Genomic DNA, 20,802 nt, shown 5'->3' on the forward strand with positions numbered 1-20,802 from the left:
CGCCAGTGGCTCCCACTACGTCGGCGGTACGCTCCGAGCGGGATACAGCCCGGCGATGGCGGACGACAATCCACTGTCGCGGTCGCGCAACATGTTATGAATTGCGGTCGCAGCGATCGCCGCTTGTCCGGCTGCGACGCTGATCTGATCGAGCCCTTCCACGGCGTCGCCGACTGCGTAGAGACCCTTAACCGAGGTTTGTTGATGGGCATTGGTCAGCACGCACCCCGATTCGCTGAGCTGTGCTCCGAGCAAAGAGGCAAGCCGCGTCCGAGGCGACGAGCCGAGCGCGGGGTAAAGCGTGTCGAATTGTAGCTCCAGGCCATTGGCCAGCCTCACCTCGACACAGTCGCCAAGACGCAACTGCTCGACAGGCGAGGGGGCGACATCAATGCCCTGCTGGTCCAGCTTGGCAAGTTCGGTCGGCCCAAGATCGAGCGAGTGTTCCGCCAGAAGCGTGACCTTGGCTCCATAAGCCCTCAGGAATTCGGCTTCTTCAGCGCCGTGACCACTGCCGCCGAGCACCGCCACGTTCATCCGCCGGGCCTCATAACCATCGCAGATCGGACAATAGCGGAGAAGCCCACGCGCCACGCCGATGTCATGCATCGCATCAGGCATCTCGGGACGCCGATTGACGACGCCCGTCGCAAGGACAACGGTCCGCGCATACAGGACGTTCAGTTCGCAGCTTGCCGAGAAGTGGTCGCCTGACGCGACGATTGCGTCGATCTCACCTCTCTGGATCGTCCCGCCATATTCGCGCAGCTGAGCCTGCAGGCGGGCAAGAAACGCGACGCCGGAAATGCCGCCGGGAAATCCTGGCAGGTTGTGCGAGCGCGGGATGGACGCGGCGCGCCCTGCCGCCGCATCGTAGACGACGCAGCTCCTGAGAAACCGCGACAGATAGATCGCGGTCATGAGGCCCGCTGGACCGCCGCCCACTATCAGACAGTCGATGACCTCCTCAGGATCTCCAGTCCAGCCCTGATCGGTCAACCGCAACCTCATCATTACCCCGCGCATTCGCCTGTCAGGCCCGCGGCCACAGCTCGTTTCAGGGGAGACGCAGTGAAAAAGCGCTCCATGCTCCTTCTGAATACGCGCCGACGCCGCCGACCCCTCATCGAGAGTTCGAGCGTCGGCACGGAAAAAAAGATCGTGAGGGGTGACCCGCCCGGCTGCGTAATAACAGGTGAGCCCAATTGAAATGGAGATTATCCTAAATGCGCCGCTTGTTCATCACGACTGCCGCCGCCGCCCTGTTCTTCGCAGGCGGCGTGGCGAACGCGCATCCGAAGCTGGTGTCCGCCAGCCCCGCCGCCAACGCGGCCGTCGCGACCCCCGAGAAGATCAGCCTTCAGTTCAGCGAGAAACTCGTGCCGGCTTTCTCCAAGGCCGACCTTACCATGGCAGCGATGCCGGGCATGGCGGCCATGAAAATGGCCAGCAGCGCCGCAGTCGGCGCCGATGGCCGGACGCTCACGATCACCCCGAAGCAGCGTCTCCCGCGTGGGCGCTACAGCGTCGACTGGCAGGTCGTCTCTAGCGACACACACAAAATCACCGGCAGCTACAACTTCACGGTGAAGTGAGCGAATGCTCGACTGGCCGACCGTTGCCATCCGCTTGGCGTTGTATCTGGTCCTGGCGGCGCTGTTCGGCCTGTCGGCCTTCAGCCTCTATGGCCTTCGCCTTGGCGAGCGCGATGATGCAATCGCGCTGCGGCCTTGGCTCTCCGGAAGTGCGGTGCTCGGGTTGCTGCTCTCAGCCGCTGGCCTGATCCTCATGGCCTCGGCGATGGCCGGTTCTCCATTCTGGCCGGTCGACCAGGCAGCGGTGGCCGCGCTGCTCGGGGGGCCGCCGGTTGGCACCGCCTGGAAGGTGCGGATGGTGGCGCTGGTCATCGCCGGCGGTGCAGCCCTGCTGGCGCGAGGCAGAGCATCGTGGCTGGCTATCGCCATGATTGCCGCCGCCGCGGCATTGGCGACACTCGCGTGGAACGGGCATGGCGCCATGGACGAGGGAAGCACCGGATGGCTTCACCTCGGTGCGGACATCCTCCACCTCCTCGCCGCCGGTCTGTGGGTCGGCGCGCTGTTCGGATTGCTTCTCCTGATGACGCGTCGCACCGAGGAGATCGATGCCGCGCACCTTCGACTGACCCATCGCGCGCTGCACGGCTTCGGCGCCGTCGGCACGCTCGTGGTTGTTACCCTGGTGGTCACCGGCTTGATCAACAGCTGGCTGCTCGTCGGCCCAGCCAATTTCACGGCCTTGGGGACGACACTCTACGGCCTGCTGCTGCTCGCCAAACTGGTCTTGTTCGCAGCGATGCTGGGGCTCGCTTCACTCAATCGTTTCCGCCTCACGCCGGCCTTCGAGCGCTCGATTGCCATGAACGACCATGGCGGGGCGCTTACGGCGCTGCGGGCCAGCCTTGCGGTCGAGACAGCCTGCGTGATCGGCATCCTGGCGCTCGTGGCATGGCTCGGCACCCTCGCGCCGCCCGCGTCGGGCATGTAAGCGCTATGGACCAACCGTCCACGCAAGCGCCGCTCAGGCCTTCCACCTTCTTTTACCCACTTACGCGGCTTAACCCTCGCCTCCCAAGACACCCCCCGCTTGGACTGAGCTTACGTGTCCGACGCCCTAAGTCGCCCACAGGCGCTTGCGGGAAGGCCGCGTCGCGCTGCAAAGCTGGGCGTGCGAGAGGGTTGGTCCGGGTGGGCCTGTCAGTGTTTTCAGAGATGAATGAACAAGGGTGGCAAAGTCATGACCGATGGCAAACGCAGTGAAGCCGGCAGCGGCCAGGGTGGCGAAGTCGTCCTCATCACGGGTGCGAGCGGTTTTATCGCCGCAGCGCTGATTGCCCAGCTCGGCGAGCGCTACACGGTCGTCGGCCTTGATCGCGCCGGCCCTCCCGACCCACCGCCGCCCGCGGCGGCGATCGACATAGACCTCGGGTCAGACGAAGCGGTCCGAGTTGCGCTTGACGAGGTGCGCGCACGGTACGGCAACCGCATCGCCTCGGTGATCCACCTCGCCGCCTATTATGATATCACGGGTGACCCCAATCCGCTCTACGACAAGGTCACCGTGCAGGGCACCCGCCGGCTGATTGACGGGCTGCAATCGTTCGAAGTCGGACAATTCGTCTTCGCCAGCACGATGCTCGTTCATAAGCCGACCCCCACACCCGACGAGCGCATCAACGAGGACTCGCCGATCGGCGCGTCCTGGGCCTATCCGCAGTCCAAGGTCGACGCCGAGACATTGCTGCATGAGCGCCACGGAAACATCCCCGTCGTTTATATGCGCGCCGCCGGAGTTTACGACGACGACGGACGCTCGGCTTTTCTCGCGCAGCAGATATCGCAGATTTACGAGCACCGCCTGATTTCGCATTTTTATCCCGGCATGCTGTGTGCGGCGCAGTCATCGGTGCACCGCGACGACTTGGCTGACGCCGTGCTGCGTCTGGTCGATCGGCGGCACGAACTGCCGTCAGAACTGCCGCTGCTCATCGGCGAGCCCGACGCACCCGGCTATGCCGAGATCCAGGACATCGTCGGCGAGGCGCTCCACGGCGAGGGCTGGAAGACGATCCGGATTCCGCAGCCGCTCGCGAAAGCCGGGATCATCCTGCAGAACGAAGCGCTCGGCAGCGACGACTTCATCCAGCCCTGGATGATCGACAGCAGCAACGACCACTATATCCTCGATATTTCACGCGCCCGCTTGCTGCTCGGTTGGGAACCGAAGCATCGCCTCCGGGACACGCTGCCGACGATCGTCGCCGCGCTGAAGCGCCACCCGCGGGCCTGGTATCGGAACAACAAGCTTAACGAGAATCTGGTTGCCTGGCACGATAAGCTAAAGGCCGAACCTGTAGCGCCGGGCCAACAACCCGCAGCGGCAGGCGGTGGAATGGCCGACATGGATCACGGGGCTGCGGACCATAGCAGCATGGACCATGCTGCCATGGGGCACCGACCTGGCGCGGCGGACATGGCGATGACCGGTCACGGTGCACACGGCGATCACATGGCCATAATGGACCGCGACGAGCGCCGTGCGCGCTGGGCTCTTTACGCAAACATCGGTCTTGGGCTGTGGCTCGCCTCCAGCCCGCTTATCTACGACTCCGTGACCACTCACAGTGTCGGCGAGGCGGCGCGCTTCGTAACTATTGATCGCGGGCTGCCGTCGATCGAGTGGCGGGCGAACGCGCTGGCCATCAGCGATGTCGTCAGCGGCCTCGCCATCGTGCTGTTCGGCGCGCTGTCGCTCGTTCCGCGCACCAAGACATGGGCGCAGTGGGCGGTCGCGTTCGTCGGCATCTGGCTGTTCTTCGCCCCGCTGATCTTCTGGAGCCCGAGCGCCGCTCAGTACAACAACAACCTGCTCATCGGCTCGGCCGTGATCGCCCTGTCGGTGCTCGTGCCGATGATGCCGGGCATGAGCATGGCGGGCATGATGGACCCCAAGAACATCCCGCCCGGCTGGACCTATTCGCCATCCACCGACGCACAGCGGCTGCCGATCGTCGCCATGGGTCTGATCGGCCTTCTCACCTCGCGCATCCTCACCGCCTACCAACTGGGGCATATTGACGGCGTTTGGGAGCCGTTTTTCGCCGGCTCCCTGAGCGATCCACGCAACGGCACCGAGGAGATCATCACCTCGGACATGTCCAAGGCCTGGCCGATTCCCGATGGTGGGCTCGGCACGGTCAGCTATGTCCTCGAGATCCTGATGGCGGTAATGGGCACCCGCGACCGCTGGCGGACCATGCCGTGGATGGTGACCTTCTTCGGCATCCTTGTCATCCCGCTCGGCGTCATCAGCATCTATTTCATCATCAGTCAGCCCATCGTCATCGGCACATGGAGCACGCTGGCGCTGATCGCCGCGCTCGCCATGCTGATCATGATCCCCTTCGCGCTCGACGAGGTGATTGCGATGGGTCAGTTCCTTCTCTGGGCGCGCCGGCAAGGCAAACCGCTGATCCGCACCTTCTTCCAGGGTGACGCGATAGAGGCGGGAGCGGTGGACGCGTCGGACGCGATGGCCTCGCCAAGCACCTTCTGGGCGGACGCAAAGAAGGGACTGACCCTGCCATGGACGCTGACTGCGAGCATCGTCATCGGCGTCCTGCTGATGCTGACCCGAATACTGTTCGGCACGGAAGGCGGTATGGCGAACAGCGATCACGTTGTGGGTGCGCTGGTCATCACGGTCGCGATCATCGCCACCGCAGAAGTTGCCCGCGCGCTGCGGCTGATCAACGTCGCGTTCGGAGCCTGGCTTGTGGCCGCGCCTTTCCTCCTCGACGGCGTTGGTCACCTTGGGGCCGTGGCCTCGGTCGTAGCCGGCATTGCGCTCGTCGGCCTCAGCTTTCCAAGGGGAAAGCGCAGCGCCGAGCATTATGCAAGCTGGGACAAGTACGTGATCTGAAAGTATCTTCAATCACTGCTTAGCCTCATCGAAAACCTTGATCGTGCATCGCACACCGTCACGCGCCTTCGCTGCCGCTTTTCTACCCCCCCGATCGTCTCCGGGTTCGCGGTCACGATCTTGTCGCCGGAGACGATCGCCCGCCAGCTCTCCGGCGGCGATGTTCATCATCCTGCCATTGGTGGTCGCGCACGCTGCCCAATACTGCTAATGAGAGTTGTTCGCATAGTCCGCGACGAGTGAAGCTTGGAATCGATCACCCATATGCCGTCACCTCTGGTCGCGCTGGTCGCGTCGCTTATGCTGCTGTTGATCCCCGCTGCGGCGATGGCCGATACCCGCGATGTTCAAACTGCTTGGCGTCTGCTCGACTATATGGCGGTCGATTATGGCGGTGCGGTCGCCAACGGCGCGGTCATAAGCGCGTCCGAATACGCGGAGATGACGGAGTTCGCCGCTGGGGTGTCGACGCGCCTCCGCGCACTTCCCGCGACGCCTGAGCGGCAATCTCTAATCCAAAGCGCTTCGCAGCTCGAAGCCGTGATCGGCCGCAAGGGATCGTCCCGAGAGGTCGCGACACTCGCGCATGGCCTCGCCGCCGATCTGCTCAAGGCCTATCCGGTGCCGCTCGCTCCCGCCAAGGCACCCGACCCCGCCATGGGAACAAGGCTATACGTCCAAAGCTGCTCGTCCTGCCACGGCCTCACCGGCGACGGACATGGGCCTGACGCTGCCAGACTCGACCCGCCGCCGATCGCGTTCACCGACGCCGAACGGGCGCGCCAGCGCAGCGTGTTCGCGCTCTATCAGGTGATAAGCCAAGGCATCGACGGGACCGCGATGCAGAGCTTCGCCGATCTGCCGAACGATCAACGCTGGGCGCTGGCGTTCCGCGCTGGCAGCTTCGCCCTGACCGACGCGCAAGCGGTCGAAGGCGAACGGCTGTGGAAGTCCCAGCCGAGCTTGCGGGCGCGGATCCCCGATTTGAAAACCCTGGTCGCGCTCACCCCCGCCGCGCTTGCGGGCAGCATCGGGCAGGCGAAAGCCGACGCGGTGCTCGCCTATCTGCGGCGCCACCCCGATCAGGTGATGCAACAAGCCCCGGGCTCGCTCGCGGTCGCTCGCTCCAAGCTTGCGCAAAGCCTCGCCGCGTTCCGGCGCGGCGACCGGCGCGGCGCAAAGGAACTGGCGCTGTCCGCCTATCTCGACGGGTTCGAGCCGATCGAACCGACGCTCTCGGCGCGCGACCCGACGCTCATGTCCAGGATCGAAGGCGCGATGGGAGAATATCGCGCCGCTGTGGAGAGCAGCACGTCGGCCGATGATGTGGCCGAACGAGTGGCAGTGCTGGGCGGCCTGTTCGATGATGCCGAGGCGGCGCTCGCGCCCGACGCCGCGACGCAGGCGTCCACCTTCTTGGGGGCCTTTACGATCCTGCTGCGTGAGGGGCTGGAAGCTCTTTTGATCGTGGTCGCCATGATCGCGTTCCTCCGCAAAGCGGAACGGCCAGAAGCCTTGCGCTATGTGCATGGCGGGTGGATCGGGGCGCTCATCGCGGGCGGGCTTACCTGGGCCGTCGCCACCTATGCGATCGGGATCAGCGGCGCGAGCCGGGAGCTGACCGAAGGGTTCGGCTCGCTGTTCGCCGCGATCGTGCTGCTCTCGGTCGGAATCTGGATGCACGGCAAGGCCCAAGCCGATCAGTGGCAACGCTATATCCGGGAGAAAATGTCACGGGCGCTATCGAGCGGGTCGGGATGGTTCCTGTTCGGGCTCGCATTCCTGGTGGTCTATCGGGAGGTCTTTGAAACGATCCTTTTCTACGCCGCGCTCTCGACACAGGGTAACACCGCGATGCTGCTGGCCGGCGCCGGCGCAGCGATCAGCCTTCTCGCCGTCATCGCCTGGGCCATGCTCCGCTACAGCCGGACGCTGCCGATTACGCAGTTCTTCCGCTACAGCTCGTGGCTGATGGCCGCTCTGACGGTCGTGCTGGCCGGTAAGGGAGTCGCTGCCCTCCAAGAGGCGGGGATCATCGACATAGCGCCGCTCGCCAGCGTGCCACGTATCTCGATGTTGGGCCTGTTCCCGACATTTCAGTCGGTGCTGGCACAACTCCTGATGCTTGCCGTGATCGTGATCGGGTTTGCCTGGAACCGCCGCGCCAAGCCGCGGGCGGGCGGGCCGCTAGCCTACTAGTGGCAGGGCAGACAACGCCCCTCTCTAAAGCGTTGCCGCAACCCTGACCGTGCATCGCACCGTCTCACGCGCCTTGGCTCGCAATGTAACGGGAGGGCGGCGGGGAAAGCGCCGCCCTCGGGCCATTTACGCGGCCATCTTGTCGCAAGCCTCGGCGCACTTGCGACACGCGGCGACGCAATCCTCCATGCCGTCCAGCCCTTCGCAGCTCGACGCGCACGCCCGGCAAATCTCGGCGCACTCGCGGCAGATATGCCGGTGATGCTCAGATTTCCGCGCCATGAAGTCGATCGCGACCGCGCAAATCTGCGCACAATCGGCCATGATCTTCATGTGCTGCGGCTCGGCATGTCGGCCTCCCGCCTCAAGGCAATGGTTCATCGCCATGTGGAGGCAGGTGACATGGCATTCGTGGCAGGCGTCCATGCACGCCTTCATCTCGGGATCGATCTGATGCATCATTCATCTCCAGCTGAGCCCCCGCCCATTTGAAAATACGCGGCGCGCGCGCGTACCCCTTACCTCTCTCGATCAAGCCAGCTTGCTGGAGATGGCTTTGATCGCTTTAAGCCCCGATCCGAACCTGGCGATTGCCTCGCGGTTTCTCTCCAGCTCGCCGTAGGGAAGATACGATATGTCGAGATCGGCGACGCGGCTGAACGCGGGACGCTGTAACTGCGCGCGGACATCCGCCTCGCGGGCGTCGGGTGCGACCAGAAACAGCCCTGCGGTCGCGTGGAGGGCGCTGCCGCTCAGCGCCAAGTCGAGCATGCGCACAATGCCCGAGTAGATCGACGTCGAATGCTCGACCTCGAACGCTGCCGCGACGTGATCGCCGCCGCGCTCAAGCCACAGCACGTCGATTAGACGGATGGAATCCGCCCCCTTCGAGGTTGCGATGGAGGCGGGCAGGTGCTCAAGGCACCCATGTCCCAACGGCGATCCATTGAAGGCACGGCTGCGGTCGTTCGATGCGATCCACACGTCATAGCCGAGCGCGAGTCCTAGATCGCGAAGCCATGCTTGGATTTCAGTATGGGTGCGCTCGTTCTCGCCTTCGCGTAGCGCCGCCTTGCTGAGCGTGCGCGCCTCCTCGCGCGCCGTCTCAAGCCGTTGTCCCCAACTTGCCAGCGCCTCGCCGCTAACATCGAGAGGAGGGGCCGGGTAGCGATCGAAGCCGATGTCGAACAGCAAGCCGCCAATCGCACCCAGGTCGTTCGATAGCAGGTCGCGGTGGCGATCGTTCAAGTCGAGTACACCCGACCGCATCGCCAGAAAATGCTCCCAGCTCCCGAGCTTCACCTTCGAGCCGGTCAGCGCGTTGTAGCCTTTGACGATCGCGGTGTTGAAGGGCGGCACCAGCGTCGGGTGAAGAAAATAGAGCAGGTTGGCGACCGCGGGCCCGAGCCCCTTGATCTTCAAGCGATCGATCGTGTGGATATGGCCAATAATTTCCTCGGCCGTGTCGCAACACGAACAGGCGTCGAGCAAGCGACCGAACGCCCGCTGGTTCTCCGGGTTTTCGTAGATATCGGGTATGCGGAGCTTCGGCTTCCAGAGAAAGGCATGGTCAGCGCCTTTGAAAATTTGACGCTGCTCGGCGACGGAATGAACGACCGTTTCGAGCGACGATCCCCGGTAGGCGACGCCGAACGTGCCGCGCTCGATCTCACCAACGACCTGGCCAATACCACGCCGGATCGAGCGGAAGTTTTTCAACCGTTCGTCCCACAGAAACCAGCTTCGGTAGGTTGCGCCAGGATCGTCACGCCAACGGGCAATAAGACGACGAACGAGGCCACCGTGATCCTCTCCGGTAGTAATTTGGTCGGGTTGCGTGGCCATATTGTCGGTGTGATCCCCATTCGCTGAACCAAGACCTAAGCCCCTGGTCGGTGACCGTCGAGCTTCTTGATTCAGCATATCGGACCGCGAATGACGTGCTCCCCGTTTTCAGGCCGCTGATAAGTTAGCTTCGGTGTCCTCATTCCCCTGACGGGGGCGGTTGGTGAACTCGGCGGGTGCCATGCCGCCGAGGCTGCTGTGGGGACGCACGGTGTTGTACAACGAGACGACGGAACGCCCATGAGACCGACGTTCGCGAAGTTCTTTATCAGTGGCATCCCTGGACCGGGCTTCAGGTTTACATTCATGAAGTAGTCGAGCGCGCGGGGTGCGGCGTTTTCCGTTGCAGCATCGCAGGATCGGCGGCCGATCGCTGGCTCGAGATCCCAGCCTGGATGTTCGACCGCGCGGTTTGCAGCATGATGCGTGTCGACCACGCTCCCCGCGTCAATATTGGCGCTCTGGTTGCCTTGGTGAAGCTGCTGCAGGCGACGCGGCCGGTTTCGGCTTCATTGGTTTCAGGCGCAGCATCGGGCTCTCACGACTTACATCGGGGAGGTCTCCATGCCGCGCAAGTCCATGACGTTTCAGTTCGATCTGTTCTCCAGGCCCCACGGTTCCGGGATCGCGCAGACACCGCGTTGGCAGACTCTGCCCGCGCCGACGCGGCAGACGCTGACGCCATTGATCGTGCGCCTGCTTCTCGCCCATGCCGACGGCGGCCCCGTCGCGGAGCTGCAGGAGATGCGCGATGATCTTTGAGAAGATCGGGGCTCAGCATCTCGAGCGCAAGGCGATCCTGTATGTGCAGCAGTCATCGGCCTGCCGCTAGCGAGGTGCCGCCCATCAGCATCGTTACCGCGATTAGAAATACGGCAAAAGCTCTTTTGGCAACGTTGCTCTCCTGTTGAACGGTAGACGCTGCATAAACTCTTCAGAAGTGGGAGCCTCCGCCTACGCAACACTGAACTGGCCCATCATTCCATTATCCTCATGTTCAAGGATATGGCAGTGATACATGAAAGGAGCGCTCTTGGCCGGCTGATCAAATCGGATGAGAAGCTCCACCGGCTCCTTGACGACGACAGTGTCGCGCGGCCCCTGGTCGAGAACGTCAGGCTGACCGCCCCCACGGGTGAGAACATCAAAGTGGACGCCGTGAATATGGATCGGGTGGCGCATCATTTCGCCAGACACCTCCCATATTTCGGTGGAGCCTAACTTCACCGTCTCATCGATGCGATTAATGTCGAATGGCTTGCCGTTGATCGTCAGGCCGCCACCGCCGTTTCCTGAGCCCATCATGCCGCCCATGCCCATGTTGAGGATCAGTCGGCGACGGCGCACCGCCTTGCTGGCATCGGGCCGAGTTCGTGATGCCAGAAGGGTCGGCACGGCGCCGCTGGCACGAGCCTGTCCCGACGGCCGCGGCTCAAACCGCAGCACGGTCGCTGGCGCCGCGGCATCGGTCCTCCCGGCGCCACGCCCCATCATGCCCATGCCGCCCATCATCGCGCTGTTGGTATCAGCCGCCGTTACCAGCGAGGCGGGCCTGCCGTCCGTGAAGTCCACGAGAAGCTCGCCGCGCTGGCCCGGCGCCAAGGTTATGGATTCCAATGCCACTGCTCGTTCGAGCAGCCCCCCTTCGGTTCCGATCCAGTAAAAGCTTCGTTGATCGGAAAACGACAGCTCATAGATCCGGGCATTCGATGCGTTGACGAGCCGCAGGCGAACCAACCGGTTTGGCACTGCCGCCAGCGGGTTTACCGCTCCGTTCACAAGGGTCGTGTCGCCGCGCCGGCCCTGCATGGCGACCATCATGCCGCCTGGCATGACGAGGCGACCATTTTCGAATTGGCGATCCTGGATGAGCAGGGGCAGGTCGTCCACGCCATATTCTGACGGGAGGCCCAAGCCCTGCTCTTCGTCATCGGTTACCAGCAACGCCCCTGCCAGACCTGAATAGACTTGCTCGGCCGTCAACCCATGGACGTGTGAGTGATAAAGGAGGGTCGCTGCCGGCTGCCGGATCGGAAGCGTCGGTCGCCAGGTCGCGCCCGGCGCGATGATCTGATGGGGGCCGCCATCCAGCTCTCCAGGGATCAGAAGCCCGTGCCAGTGCACAGTCGTGTCCGCCTTGAGCCGGTTGGTCACGGCAACCGCCACATCGTCGCCGCGACGCACTCTGATCGTCGGTCCGAGATAGCTGCCGTTATACCCTAGCGTGTCGCTCGGACGGCCCGGATAGAATGAAGTCGTTCCGGACTGGACCTGTAGCGCGAATGATCGTCCAGGCTGCGCATCCAAGAGCGGTGGTATCGGGAGGGGGTTTGCACCGCCCCCGCCGAGGGAAGACGTGGAGCGCGAGCAAGCGGCGGTGGCGAACAGTGCCGCTCCGCCGGCCAACAGTGAACGTCGATCGAGCATCTAAATCTGGCCCTGCGCGCAGCGCAGCTTGGAAGCGCCACCGGCAGCCTTGTCGATCGGCATTGGTCGCCCACGCTCTAGCGCTTCAATAGCGCGCAGGACCACTTTCCTCGAAGGATGCCGCGATAGTCTGGCGAAATAGTAGCGCACGGGAAATCTCCTAAGCTGGCTTGATCGAACGCTCATCCATCATATATGTTGCATATAAGATGTCTGGAGCAATCGTGCGACCTTCTCTCGTTAAGATGTCCCCAGAACTTCTGGAGGAAAAGGCCGGCGAAGCGGAAGCGTTCCTCCGTTCGCTGGCGAGCCGGCACCGTCTGATGATCCTGTGCAGCTTGCTCGGCGGGGAGCTGTCGGTAACCGAACTGGGCGAACGCCTCGGGCTGACACAATCCAATTTGTCCCGCCACCTTGCCACGCTGCGCGACGAGGGCCTGGTCGGCACGCGGCGGGAGAAAACAACGATCTTCTACCGCATCACGTCCGAACGCGTGCTGCCGATCCTGACGGAACTCTACGCACTCTTTTGTGCTGGCGCCGATCCTGAACAAGGAGAATCCTGACGATGGAGGGGTTCACCCCATTTTCGGCCATCGTGGGCGGCGCGCTCATCGGCCTCTCGGCATCCCTCCTGTGGATCGCCAACGGGCGCATTGCTGGAGTCAGTGGCATCGTCGGGGGCGTGCTTGCGCCCGTCCGCGGCGATGTGGCGTGGCGCGGAATGTTCCTGGTCGGCCTGCTCGCTGCGCCCTTGCTTTACCGGGCGGCGGGCGGCGTGCTGCCGGACCTCACGTCGCCGGCCCCAGTCGCCGGCGTGATCGCAGCCGGCCTTCTGGTGGGATTTGGGACTCGGCTTGGGAGTGGTTGCACCAGCGGGCATGGTGTCTGCGGGATAGCGAGGCTTTCGCCCCGCTCGCTTGCCGCGACCGGCGTCTTCCTCATCACGGCGGCTGCGACTGTGTACGTTGCCCGGCACGTCGTGGAGCTTTGAGACAATGAGGAAGCTGCTCATTGCGCTGGCCTCGGGGCTCATTTTCGGCTTCGGCCTGATCGTTTCCGCCATGATTAGCCCAGGCAAGGTGCTGGCGTTTCTTGATGTCGCCGCGCCGTCGTGGGACCCGAGCCTGGCCCTGGTACTGGCCTCAGCCGTCATCGTTTCCGCCTTGGGATTTGCACTCGGCCGAAGGCGCGAGGCTCCGCTTTTCGCAGCCACGTTTAATGGGCCATCGTCCCGGTCCCTGGACAAGAAGCTTCTCTCCGGCGCGGCTTTGTTCGGCGTTGGATGGGGCCTCGTCGGCTATTGCCCTGGCCCAGCCCTCGTTGCTTTGAGCCTCGGGGCGCCGGCGGCGCTGGTGTTCATCGTGGCGATGCTGGTGGGCATGGGCCTCTTCGCCATTCAGGAACACTATCGTGCGGCTAGGGCCGGAGCTGCACTATGACACTGGTCGACATCCTCACGCTCATATCCGGTGTCCTCGTTGGCTTCACCCTCGGGGTGATCGGCGGCGGCGGCTCGATCCTGGCCCTACCATTGCTGCTGTATGTCGTGGGCATGAAGGACCCGCACGTCGCGATCGGTACGAGCGCGCTGGCGGTCGCTGCCAACGCCTTCGCCAACCTGATCCAACACGCCCGGGCCGGAACCGTGAAGTGGCCCTGTGCCCTCGTCTTCGGGGCATCGGGTGTCGTCGGCGCTCTGGTCGGCTCCACCCTGGGCAAGATGGTGGCGGGTCAGCACCTCCTGGTGCTGTTTGCGGGCGTGATGATCGTGGTCGGGGTTTCGATGCTGCGGGGCAAGTCGGGCGGCGGCGATCCGGACGTGCGGATCACGCGGCCAATCGCTGTCCGGCTCGTGGTGATCGGCCTTCTCGCCGGCCTGCTGTCAGGGTTCTTCGGCATCGGCGGCGGCTTCCTGATTGTGCCCGGCATCATGCTCGGCAGCGGCATGCCCATCCTCAACGCGGTCGGATCGTCGCTGTTTTCGGTGGGAGCGTTCGGCTCGGCGACCGCCTTCAACTATGCCCTGTCAGGCCTCGTGGACTGGCGCGTGGCCGGCTTCTTCATCGCTGGCGGGGTCGCTGGCGGCATGGCCGGCATGCAAACGGCCATCCGGCTCGCCGATCATAAGGGCCTGCTCACCCGCATCTTCGCTTTCGTCCTGCTGGCCGTGGCCGCCTACATGCTGTTCCGCAGCCTGGGCGGGATCGGCAGCTAAGCACCATTGGAGGCCGATCATGATCTTTCGTCAGTTGTTCGAACCCGAGTCCTCGACATACACCTACCTCCTCGGCTGCCCGGAAACGCGCAAAGCCGTCCTCATCGATCCTGTCCTCGAAACGATCGAACGCGACCTTGCCGCACTTCAGGAACTGGATCTCGAACTGGCCTATACGTTGGAGACGCATGTGCATGCGGACCATGTCACCTCGGCCTGCTATCTGCGCAGCCTTACCGGCTCCAAGATCGCGTACCCCGCCATGGACAGCCTTCCGTGTGCTGACGTCGGCGTCGCCGAGGACCAGCCCCTGACCGTCGGCGCGCTCAAGCTTCAGCCGCTGTTTACGCCGGGGCACACCGATGCCCACCATACCTACCTGGTCGATCAGCCCGATGGTCTTCGCGCCTTCACCGGCGACGCCCTGCTGATCGACGGCTGTGGGCGGACCGATTTCCAGAACGGTGACGCCGCCACGCTCTATCACTCGGTCACGCAGAAGATTTTCACGCTGCCGGGCGACGGTCTGATCTTCCCCGCTCACGACTACAATCATCGCCACATCACGACAGTGGCGCAGGAGCGTGAGCGAAACCCGCGCCTTGCCGGCAAGACCGTTCAGGAATTTGTCGCGATCATGGCGGCTCTCGATCTTCCCTACCCGAAGAAGATCGACGTTGCCGTTCCGGCAAACAAGCTTTGCGGTGATTGCCCAACAGATTTGCCGGAGCGGCTACGCCAAATAGGCGGCAAGTCCGAGCAGGGCTGAGCGATCCGCTACAGGTTCATTTACAGGAGAAAGTCGATGCCAACACGCACCTCGAAGCAGCTCGTTTCTGAAGCGAATGCCCTTGTCGAAACTATCGCGCCTGAGGATGCAGCCAAACTTGTCGGCAATCCCGAGGTACGGTTCGTTGACATCCGCGAGCCAGGTGAAGTCGCGAAGTCAGGGCTGGTGTCTGGTGCGGTACATGTCCCGCGCGGCCTTCTGGAATTCCAGGTCGATCCTCAAAGCCCCACCCACAATCCCAAACTCGCCGCCGGATCGCGGTTGGTGCTCTATTGTGGGTCCGGCGCCCGCTCAGCGCTTGCCGCAAAATCACTCAAGGATATGGGCGTGGAGAATGTCGCCCACGTCCCCGGCGGGTTCGCGGCGCTCAAGGATGCCGGCGCTTCAATCGCACCGGAGTAATCCCATGGCGCGCTCGAGCACCCGTCCTCGCTGGCAGGATACAATCCTTGGATAGCCATATCGCATTTGCCAGCCTCGGATTGAGCCCGATTGCCATCTCCATAGGCCCGCTAGACATCCGCTGGTACTCGCTCGCCTATATCGCCGGCATTATTGCCGGATGGTGGTATCTGTTGCGGCTGCTGGCCCAACCCGCGGCCCCGATGAACCGCCAGCAGGCTGATGATCTCGTATTCTATGCGACGCTCGGCGTCATCCTGGGTGGCCGCCTTGGCTATGTAATCTTCTACGGTCCCGAGATGATCCTCCACCCCCTGCAAATCCTCAAGCTGTGGGATGGCGGCATGTCGTTCCACGGGGGTGCCGCCGGCGTCTCGCTCGCGCTGATCCTGTTCGCGCGACGACACGGCCTCGAATGGCTGCGGGTCCATGATTATGTCGCCTGCACCGTGCCGATCGGCCTGTTCTTCGGTCGTCTCGCCAATTTCGTGAATGGCGAGCTTTGGGGAAAGCCCACCGATGTGCCCTGGGCGATTGTGTTCCCCGGAAGCCATGATGGTCTCGCCCGCCATCCCAGCCAGCTTTACGAAGCCGGGCTGGAAGGGTTGGTCCTGTTCGCCGTGCTCGCCTTCCTGTTCTGGTTCACCGACGCGCGGCGCAAGCCGGGGATGCTCGTCGGGGTGTTTCTCATCGGCTATGGTCTGGCCCGATTTACGGTCGAGTTCTTCCGAGAACCCGATGCCCAGCTTGTCGGCTTCGCAGCCAGAACAGGGCTTCACATGGGTCAGTGGCTCACGGTGCCTATGATTGCGGCAGGGATCTACCTCGTTGCCGCAGCATGGCAGCGGTCAGTCGATCACCCGGCTCAAGTTACCCGAAGCCAGTGACGTGCTCGCATCGGGCAGATCTGCGCTCCGCTGGAATGGCAGCGATCAACCTACGCGATTGAACATCGATCGATTCAACCGTAGCTCCGCCCCCCGAACATTAGGTCCCTAGCGGCCAGATATCTCGCCTAAGCAGTAGCGCCAATGGCTGTGGGAGACGGCGCCAGGCTGGCGTCGGCGGCGTCCGCCCGCTCTAAGGTAGTGCAAACGGCGACACATATTCGTTATGTTTATCCTGCACGGGGCGCCATTCTCGAACAAAAGAGAGAACTGCGGGCGTGGTTTTGGCCACGCCCCCGGCGGCGCTCCGTGCCAGCACGGCTTTGGAGCCGCTGATGCGGATTTCCCTATCGTTCACGCGCACCTCGCTGAGCAGCAGCCGGGCATAAGCCTAGCGCAGATCAGGCGGGCCGTGATGGAGCTTGTCGCGCAGGAGCAGCGCCAGCTTCTCGATCTTGGCGGGCGTGATCACTGGCTCGGCCATGGCGAGGCGACGGGTGAGGTCGGATACTTGATCGGCGAGTTCATCGCGCCGGAACCGCAGATTGACCAGCCGCTCGCGCATCGAAGCGTCCTCGGCGTCCATCAGGCCCTTTTCGACCAGTTCCAGCAGTCGGGCGATGCCTGCCTCGGCTTCCTTGTGGTCCTGGCGCATCTGACGCAGTCGATCACGATTGCGGTCCTCGCGTTCGAGCGCCGTGCGCAGATAGTCGCTGAGCAGGCCAACGAGATGTTCGGGCTGCAATATCTGCTTCGTCACCTCGCCGATGACGATTCCGTCGAGCTTGTCCATCGGCATGCGCAGCCCCTTGCAGCCGAAGGGACCTTCCTTGAGGCGGCGCGAGCAGCAGTAATAGCGATACTGCCCGCCCTTGCCGGTGTTCTGGATGAGGGCCGCCCCGCAATGGCCACAACGGGCGACACCAGCGAGTAGGATCGGCGAGTTGACGATACGGGGTGCAATTCGCTTCGGCGCCCGGCTCTGTAGCAACGCCTGCACGGCGTTGAAGGTCTTCTCGTCGATGATCGCGGGCACCACGAACGGAACCCACTCTGACGGCGGGCGGGGCCGACCATTACGGCTATCGGTGCGGTTGAAGTGATGCAGGCCGTGATAGGTGGTGGAGGTCAGGATGTCGTGGACACCTCCGGTCGAGAACCTGCGTCCCCGCCGCAATATGCCGCGCTCGTTGAGCCAGGTGGCGATGGCCTTCACACCCATGGGCCGCCCTTCCACACCTGCAGCCATATCGAAGATCATGCGGACGACGCGCGCCTCGTCGTTTGCTCGGTCACAAGAAGATCGAGACCACGATCCGCTTCTACGAGGGCCTTCTGACCGATGACGCCTTTGCCCGGTACGATGGACTGATCGAGGAGATGCGTTCGAAAGCTGCGGCCAGGCCGTCCAAGCCGTCCGGCAGCAACATCGCGGATGATTTCGACGAGGGAGACCTGCTGTGACCAAACAGGCCTTCCCTCCGCTTCGGGTCGATCAGTGGCCTGCTCGCGATCGGTCTTTCTGGGAGGCCGCCCGGCGACCCAGCGGACCGTTCGACGACGATGCAGGCTTTGCCGCTGGATGGCGACCGCCCACCATAAAGATGTGCGAACGCGGCTATGGCATGCTGGTCGGCTGGCTGGATAGAAACGGCCAGCTCGATCCTTTAGCACATCCGTGCGACCGTGTGACGAGGGACCTGATCAGAGCATTCATCATCGAATACAGTGTCGGCCGCGCGGAAGGGACGGTCGCGGGCGCCGTCCGGGGTATCGCCTATGTCTTGCGGGCCTGCGCACCGCCCGATGGTGTGGACTGGCTTACCAGGCTCGCGCACCGGATGACTAACACCGCCAAGCCTTCGCGCCCCAAGCTGCCGCGCATGGTGCGCATCGCCGACATCGTCTTGCTCTCCAACAGGCTGATGGACATCGGTCTGGATAAGCTGGGACAAGGCCACCGCAGCGGCGCTCCGATCTATCGCGATGGGCTGATCATCGGCCTGCTCATCCACCGCCCCGTGCGCCGTCGCAATCTCACGGACCTGCGGGTCGGTCATAACCTGATCGTCAACGACCTCGGGATCAGGATCACGATCCCACGCGAAGAAACCAAGAAGGGCGTCCCATTCGATGGCTATGTGCCCAAACGGCTCGAACAGGCGGTCTTCACCTATCTCGATCGGGTCCGACCCGTTCTGCTCAACAGCGACATCCCGGATGAAGGCTGGCTCTGGATCGGACGCCAGGGTCGCCGGATGCCTGCTGACGATATCAGCATCCGCGTGACGAAGACCACACGGAAGCACTTCGGAAGAGACCTTTCTCCTCACCTGTTCCGGGATTGCGCGGCCACCGAAGTTGCCCTTGAGCGCCCCGAACTTATCGGCATGACCAAGCATCTTCTCGGCCACATGACCCCGGCTTCGAGCCAGAAATTCTACAATCAGGCGACCAGCCTCACCGCCTTCTCCCGGCACTCCGATGTTATTCGCAAGCTGCGGGAGGAAGGATCGTGACCCGCGCAGCAATTTACGTCAGAGTATCGACGGCCCGACAGGCGGAGCGTGACCTGTCGATCCCCGACCAGATCGTCCAGTGCCGCACATGGTGCCAGCGGCAGGGCATCGAGGTGGTTCAGGTCTTCTCCGAGCCGGGGGCTTCGGCGCTCGACGAGGATCGGCCTGTATTCCAGGAGATGATCCATACCGCCAAGCGGACGGACAAACCCTTCGATCTCGTCATCGTGCATTCCCTGAGCCGGTTCAGCCGGGACTCGCTGCACTCCGAACTCTATATCCGCGAGTTGCGGAAGGCCGGGGTCGAACTGATCTCGATCACGCAGGAGGTGGGGCAGGACCCGACCGGCGAGATGTTCCGCAAACTGCTGCACATCTTCGACGAGCATCAGAGCCGGGAGACCGCGAAACACGTTCATCGCGCCATGCTGGAGAATGCCCGTCAGGGCTTCTGGAACGGCTCGCGACCACCCTACGGCTATGGCGTCGAGATCGCCGAGCGGCGGGGCAGCAAGGACAAGAAGGTGCTGGTCGTCAACGACGCTGACGCGAACAAGCTGCTTCGGTCATGCGCGGTGCTCCACCGGGACGGATTCGGGAAACCAGCGTCGCCCGAACCAGAAGGCGACATTGACCAGCAAGATCAGCACCGGCACTTCGACCAGCGGGCCAATGACTGCGGCGAAGGCCACCGGTGAGGCGAGCCCGAAGGCTGCGATCGCGACGGCGATCGCCAGCTCGAAATTGTTGCCCGCTGCAGTGAAGGCCACAGCGGTCGTGCGCGGATAGTCGCTGGCGATGAGCTTACCCATGAAGAAGCTGATAGAGAACTGAACCACGAAGTAGATCGTCAGCGGGATGGCGATGCGGATCGTATCGCCCGGCAGCGTCACGATCTCGTTGCCCTTGAGGCTGAACATGGCGACGATGGTGAAGAGCAGTGCGATCAGCGTAATCGGCCCGATCCTTGGCAGGAAGCAGGTTTCATACCACTCGTTGCCCTTGGCCTTCGCCAGCCATCTGCGGGTGAGGTAGCCGGCAAGGAACGGGACACCGAGATAGATCAGCACCGCTTCGGCGATGGTCCAGAAGCTGACATCGATGACGCTTCCTTCGAGGCCGAACAGCGGCGGCAGGAAGGCGAGGAAGAACCAAGCGTACACGCTGAAGAACAGGATCTGGAAGATCGAGTTGAACGCGACCAGCGCGGCGACATACTGGTTGTCGCCCTTGGCGAGCTGGTTCCACACGATGACCATGGCAATGCAGCGGGCAAGGCCGATCAGGATCAGGCCGGTCATGTATTCAGGCTTGTCGGATAGGAAGATGACCGCGAGTGCGAACATGAGCACCGGGCCGATGATCCAGTTCTGGATCAACGAGATCGCCAGCACCCGCTTGTCCTCGAAGACACGCGGCAATTCCTCATAGCGCACGCGGGCCAGCGGCGGGTACATCATCAGGATCAGGCCGATGGCGATGGGCACGTTGGTGCTGCCCCACGACAGGCTGTCTATCGCGCTGGGCAGGCCCTCAAATGTCGAGCCCAGCCCGACGCCGAGTGCCATGGCGAGGAATATCCATAGGGTGAGAAAACGGTCGAGGAACGACAGACGTTCGCGCTTGGGCTGTGCGGTCATTATCTTTCCTGGATCAACTGGTGATGCGATTGCCGGCAGCGTCGATCACCTGCTCGCCGTCTTCCTTGGCAAAAGCGCCGCGTTGTTCAGCCGGGATGAGTTCAAGCACCTCTTCCGAGGGCCGGCACAGCTTGACACCGAGCGGTGAGACTACCAACGGGCGGTTGATCAGGATCGGGTGCTCCATCATCGCGTGGATCAGCTGCGCGTCAGAGAGGTCCGGATTATCGAGCCCTAGCTCGGCATAGGGTGTGCCCTTCTCGCGCAGCAGCGCGCGCGGGGAGATCCCGGCCCGTTCAATCAGGCTCTCCAGCATAGCGCTGTTGATTTCCACTGAGAGTTGACCCGGGATTTTCATCGAGAAGTGACCCGGTTGGAAGGTATGTCCCGCTATGCGGGTGGTGGGTCAAGCGGG

At 63.2% G+C, this 20,802-nt stretch carries 21 protein-coding genes and 2 pseudogenes; 15 read left to right on the plus strand and 8 right to left on the minus strand.

Features of this window, described 5'->3' with window-relative positions; all coding sequences use genetic code 11:
- Positions 1–15 precede the first annotated feature (15 nt).
- Positions 16–999, minus strand: a complete 984-nt coding sequence (locus IQ35_RS14585) for an NAD(P)/FAD-dependent oxidoreductase (RefSeq protein WP_004212954.1) — start codon at positions 997–999, stop codon at positions 16–18.
- Between the two features lie 227 nt (positions 1,000–1,226).
- On the opposite strand from IQ35_RS14585, the gene copC reads away from it, so the two are divergent.
- The 4 genes from copC to IQ35_RS14605 all read left to right on the plus strand — a co-directional run bounded on the left by copC (position 1,227) and on the right by IQ35_RS14605 (position 7,659).
- Positions 1,227–1,595: a copper homeostasis periplasmic binding protein CopC gene (gene copC, locus IQ35_RS14590; protein WP_145074388.1), complete on the plus strand. Its 369-nt coding sequence runs from the start codon at positions 1,227–1,229 to the stop codon at positions 1,593–1,595.
- A 4-nt stretch (positions 1,596–1,599) separates the two neighbouring features.
- Positions 1,600–2,526, plus strand: a complete 927-nt coding sequence (gene copD, locus IQ35_RS14595) for a copper homeostasis membrane protein CopD (RefSeq protein WP_145074391.1) — start codon at positions 1,600–1,602, stop codon at positions 2,524–2,526.
- 249 nt (positions 2,527–2,775) lie between these two features.
- A complete protein-coding gene (locus IQ35_RS14600) occupies positions 2,776–5,460 on the plus strand; it encodes a vitamin K epoxide reductase family protein (protein ID WP_037471820.1) in 2,685 nt (894 codons plus the stop codon).
- Between the two features lie 264 nt (positions 5,461–5,724).
- The gene (locus IQ35_RS14605; RefSeq protein WP_058818219.1) at positions 5,725–7,659 is read left to right on the plus strand and encodes a cytochrome c/FTR1 family iron permease; all 1,935 of its coding nucleotides are present in this window, start codon (positions 5,725–5,727) and stop codon (positions 7,657–7,659) included.
- A gap of 126 nt (positions 7,660–7,785) precedes the next feature.
- Here the strand turns inward: IQ35_RS14605 and IQ35_RS14610 are convergent, their stop codons facing one another.
- The 3 genes from IQ35_RS14610 to IQ35_RS21930 all read right to left on the minus strand — a co-directional run bounded on the left by IQ35_RS14610 (position 7,786) and on the right by IQ35_RS21930 (position 9,894).
- On the minus strand, positions 7,786–8,121 hold the full coding sequence (locus IQ35_RS14610; RefSeq protein ID WP_231735705.1) for a four-helix bundle copper-binding protein: 336 nt from the start codon (positions 8,119–8,121) through the stop codon (positions 7,786–7,788).
- A 69-nt stretch (positions 8,122–8,190) separates the two neighbouring features.
- Positions 8,191–9,504 (minus strand): hypothetical protein, encoded by a 1,314-nt coding sequence (locus IQ35_RS14615; RefSeq protein WP_004212961.1) that lies wholly within the window; start codon positions 9,502–9,504, stop codon positions 8,191–8,193.
- Positions 9,505–9,612: 108 nt separating this feature from the next.
- Positions 9,613–9,894, minus strand: a complete 282-nt coding sequence (locus IQ35_RS21930; RefSeq protein ID WP_137405594.1) for an integrase core domain-containing protein — start codon at positions 9,892–9,894, stop codon at positions 9,613–9,615.
- A 174-nt stretch (positions 9,895–10,068) separates the two neighbouring features.
- On the opposite strand from IQ35_RS21930, the gene IQ35_RS14625 reads away from it, so the two are divergent.
- Positions 10,069–10,266, plus strand: coding sequence for a hypothetical protein (locus tag IQ35_RS14625; protein ID WP_058818195.1), 198 nt, complete (start codon positions 10,069–10,071; stop codon positions 10,264–10,266).
- A 192-nt stretch (positions 10,267–10,458) separates the two neighbouring features.
- Here the strand turns inward: IQ35_RS14625 and IQ35_RS14635 are convergent, their stop codons facing one another.
- The gene (locus IQ35_RS14635; RefSeq protein ID WP_054725922.1) at positions 10,459–11,931 is read right to left on the minus strand and encodes a multicopper oxidase family protein; all 1,473 of its coding nucleotides are present in this window, start codon (positions 11,929–11,931) and stop codon (positions 10,459–10,461) included.
- A 224-nt stretch (positions 11,932–12,155) separates the two neighbouring features.
- On the opposite strand from IQ35_RS14635, the gene IQ35_RS14640 reads away from it, so the two are divergent.
- From IQ35_RS14640 to lgt, 7 genes are read left to right on the plus strand one after another with little or no spacing between them, the layout of a single operon-like run.
- A complete protein-coding gene (locus tag IQ35_RS14640) occupies positions 12,156–12,497 on the plus strand; it encodes an ArsR/SmtB family transcription factor (protein ID WP_235600759.1) in 342 nt (113 codons plus the stop codon).
- A 2-nt stretch (positions 12,498–12,499) separates the two neighbouring features.
- On the plus strand, positions 12,500–12,925 hold the full coding sequence (locus IQ35_RS14645) for a YeeE/YedE family protein (RefSeq protein ID WP_054725925.1): 426 nt from the start codon (positions 12,500–12,502) through the stop codon (positions 12,923–12,925).
- Between the two features lie 4 nt (positions 12,926–12,929).
- Positions 12,930–13,373: a DUF6691 family protein gene (locus IQ35_RS14650; protein ID WP_054725928.1), complete on the plus strand. Its 444-nt coding sequence runs from the start codon at positions 12,930–12,932 to the stop codon at positions 13,371–13,373.
- On the plus strand, positions 13,370–14,149 hold the full coding sequence (locus IQ35_RS14655) for a sulfite exporter TauE/SafE family protein (RefSeq protein ID WP_089216930.1): 780 nt from the start codon (positions 13,370–13,372) through the stop codon (positions 14,147–14,149). Before IQ35_RS14650 ends, IQ35_RS14655 begins: the two co-directional genes overlap by 4 nt.
- 19 nt (positions 14,150–14,168) lie before the next feature.
- Positions 14,169–14,918 (plus strand): MBL fold metallo-hydrolase, encoded by a 750-nt coding sequence (locus tag IQ35_RS14660; protein WP_054725930.1) that lies wholly within the window; start codon positions 14,169–14,171, stop codon positions 14,916–14,918.
- A gap of 36 nt (positions 14,919–14,954) precedes the next feature.
- Complete coding sequence (locus IQ35_RS14665) at positions 14,955–15,341, plus strand: rhodanese-like domain-containing protein (RefSeq protein WP_054725933.1); 387 nt, start codon at positions 14,955–14,957, stop codon at positions 15,339–15,341.
- Positions 15,342–15,388: 47 nt separating this feature from the next.
- Positions 15,389–16,228 carry a prolipoprotein diacylglyceryl transferase gene (gene lgt / locus IQ35_RS14670; RefSeq protein WP_082395462.1) on the plus strand — a complete coding sequence of 280 codons (840 nt, stop codon included), beginning with the start codon at positions 15,389–15,391 and terminating at the stop codon, positions 16,226–16,228.
- A 391-nt stretch (positions 16,229–16,619) separates the two neighbouring features.
- On the opposite strand, the gene IQ35_RS14675 is transcribed toward lgt, so the two are convergent.
- Positions 16,620–17,477: a recombinase family protein gene (locus tag IQ35_RS14675; protein WP_158636671.1), complete on the minus strand. Its 858-nt coding sequence runs from the start codon at positions 17,475–17,477 to the stop codon at positions 16,620–16,622.
- Between the two features lie 35 nt (positions 17,478–17,512).
- On the opposite strand from IQ35_RS14675, the gene IQ35_RS21260 reads away from it, so the two are divergent.
- The 3 genes and pseudogenes from IQ35_RS21260 to IQ35_RS21570 form a co-directional block, all read left to right on the plus strand.
- Entirely contained in the window at positions 17,513–17,692 is a 180-nt protein-coding gene (locus tag IQ35_RS21260) for a hypothetical protein (protein ID WP_184204953.1), read from the plus strand.
- Complete coding sequence (locus IQ35_RS14685; RefSeq protein WP_145074397.1) at positions 17,689–18,747, plus strand: site-specific integrase; 1,059 nt, start codon at positions 17,689–17,691, stop codon at positions 18,745–18,747. Before IQ35_RS21260 ends, IQ35_RS14685 begins: the two co-directional genes overlap by 4 nt.
- Positions 18,744–19,184 (plus strand): annotated as a pseudogene (locus tag IQ35_RS21570) (recombinase family protein); the annotation flags it as partial. The gene IQ35_RS14685 and the pseudogene IQ35_RS21570, both read left to right, overlap by 4 nt.
- 129 nt (positions 19,185–19,313) lie before the next feature.
- Here IQ35_RS21570 and arsB read toward each other — a convergent pair.
- Together arsB and IQ35_RS14700 are read right to left on the minus strand one after the other, a co-directional pair.
- A complete protein-coding gene (arsB, locus tag IQ35_RS14695) occupies positions 19,314–20,387 on the minus strand; it encodes an ACR3 family arsenite efflux transporter (protein WP_184204950.1) in 1,074 nt (357 codons plus the stop codon).
- A 13-nt stretch (positions 20,388–20,400) separates the two neighbouring features.
- Positions 20,401–20,706: pseudogene (locus IQ35_RS14700) on the minus strand (ArsC/Spx/MgsR family protein); the annotation flags it as partial.
- Positions 20,707–20,802: the final 96 nt, after the last annotated feature.

It is taken from the genome of Sphingobium wenxiniae (genome assembly GCF_007830065.1).
Taxonomy (GTDB): domain Bacteria; phylum Pseudomonadota; class Alphaproteobacteria; order Sphingomonadales; family Sphingomonadaceae; genus Sphingobium; species Sphingobium wenxiniae.

Bases quoted from the DNA above. Each gene is read 5' to 3' on its own strand.
- arsB (WP_184204950.1), bottom strand. From the start codon at position 20,387: ATGACCGCACAGCCCAAGCGCGAACGTCTGTCGTTCCTCGACCGTTTT.
- copC (WP_145074388.1), top strand. From the start codon at position 1,227: ATGCGCCGCTTGTTCATCACGACTGCCGCCGCCGCCCTGTTCTTCGCA.
- IQ35_RS14610 (WP_231735705.1), bottom strand. From the start codon at position 8,121: ATGATGCATCAGATCGATCCCGAGATGAAGGCGTGCATGGACGCCTGC.
- IQ35_RS14655 (WP_089216930.1), top strand. From the start codon at position 13,370: ATGACACTGGTCGACATCCTCACGCTCATATCCGGTGTCCTCGTTGGC.
- IQ35_RS14635 (WP_054725922.1), bottom strand. From the start codon at position 11,931: ATGCTCGATCGACGTTCACTGTTGGCCGGCGGAGCGGCACTGTTCGCC.
- IQ35_RS14615 (WP_004212961.1), bottom strand. From the start codon at position 9,504: ATGGCCACGCAACCCGACCAAATTACTACCGGAGAGGATCACGGTGGC.
- IQ35_RS14660 (WP_054725930.1), top strand. From the start codon at position 14,169: ATGATCTTTCGTCAGTTGTTCGAACCCGAGTCCTCGACATACACCTAC.
- IQ35_RS14645 (WP_054725925.1), top strand. From the start codon at position 12,500: ATGGAGGGGTTCACCCCATTTTCGGCCATCGTGGGCGGCGCGCTCATC.
- IQ35_RS14600 (WP_037471820.1), top strand. From the start codon at position 2,776: ATGACCGATGGCAAACGCAGTGAAGCCGGCAGCGGCCAGGGTGGCGAA.
- IQ35_RS14625 (WP_058818195.1), top strand. From the start codon at position 10,069: ATGCCGCGCAAGTCCATGACGTTTCAGTTCGATCTGTTCTCCAGGCCC.
- IQ35_RS14650 (WP_054725928.1), top strand. From the start codon at position 12,930: ATGAGGAAGCTGCTCATTGCGCTGGCCTCGGGGCTCATTTTCGGCTTC.
- IQ35_RS14665 (WP_054725933.1), top strand. From the start codon at position 14,955: ATGCCAACACGCACCTCGAAGCAGCTCGTTTCTGAAGCGAATGCCCTT.
- copD (WP_145074391.1), top strand. From the start codon at position 1,600: ATGCTCGACTGGCCGACCGTTGCCATCCGCTTGGCGTTGTATCTGGTC.
- IQ35_RS14675 (WP_158636671.1), bottom strand. From the start codon at position 17,477: ATGGCTGCAGGTGTGGAAGGGCGGCCCATGGGTGTGAAGGCCATCGCC.
- IQ35_RS14605 (WP_058818219.1), top strand. From the start codon at position 5,725: ATGCCGTCACCTCTGGTCGCGCTGGTCGCGTCGCTTATGCTGCTGTTG.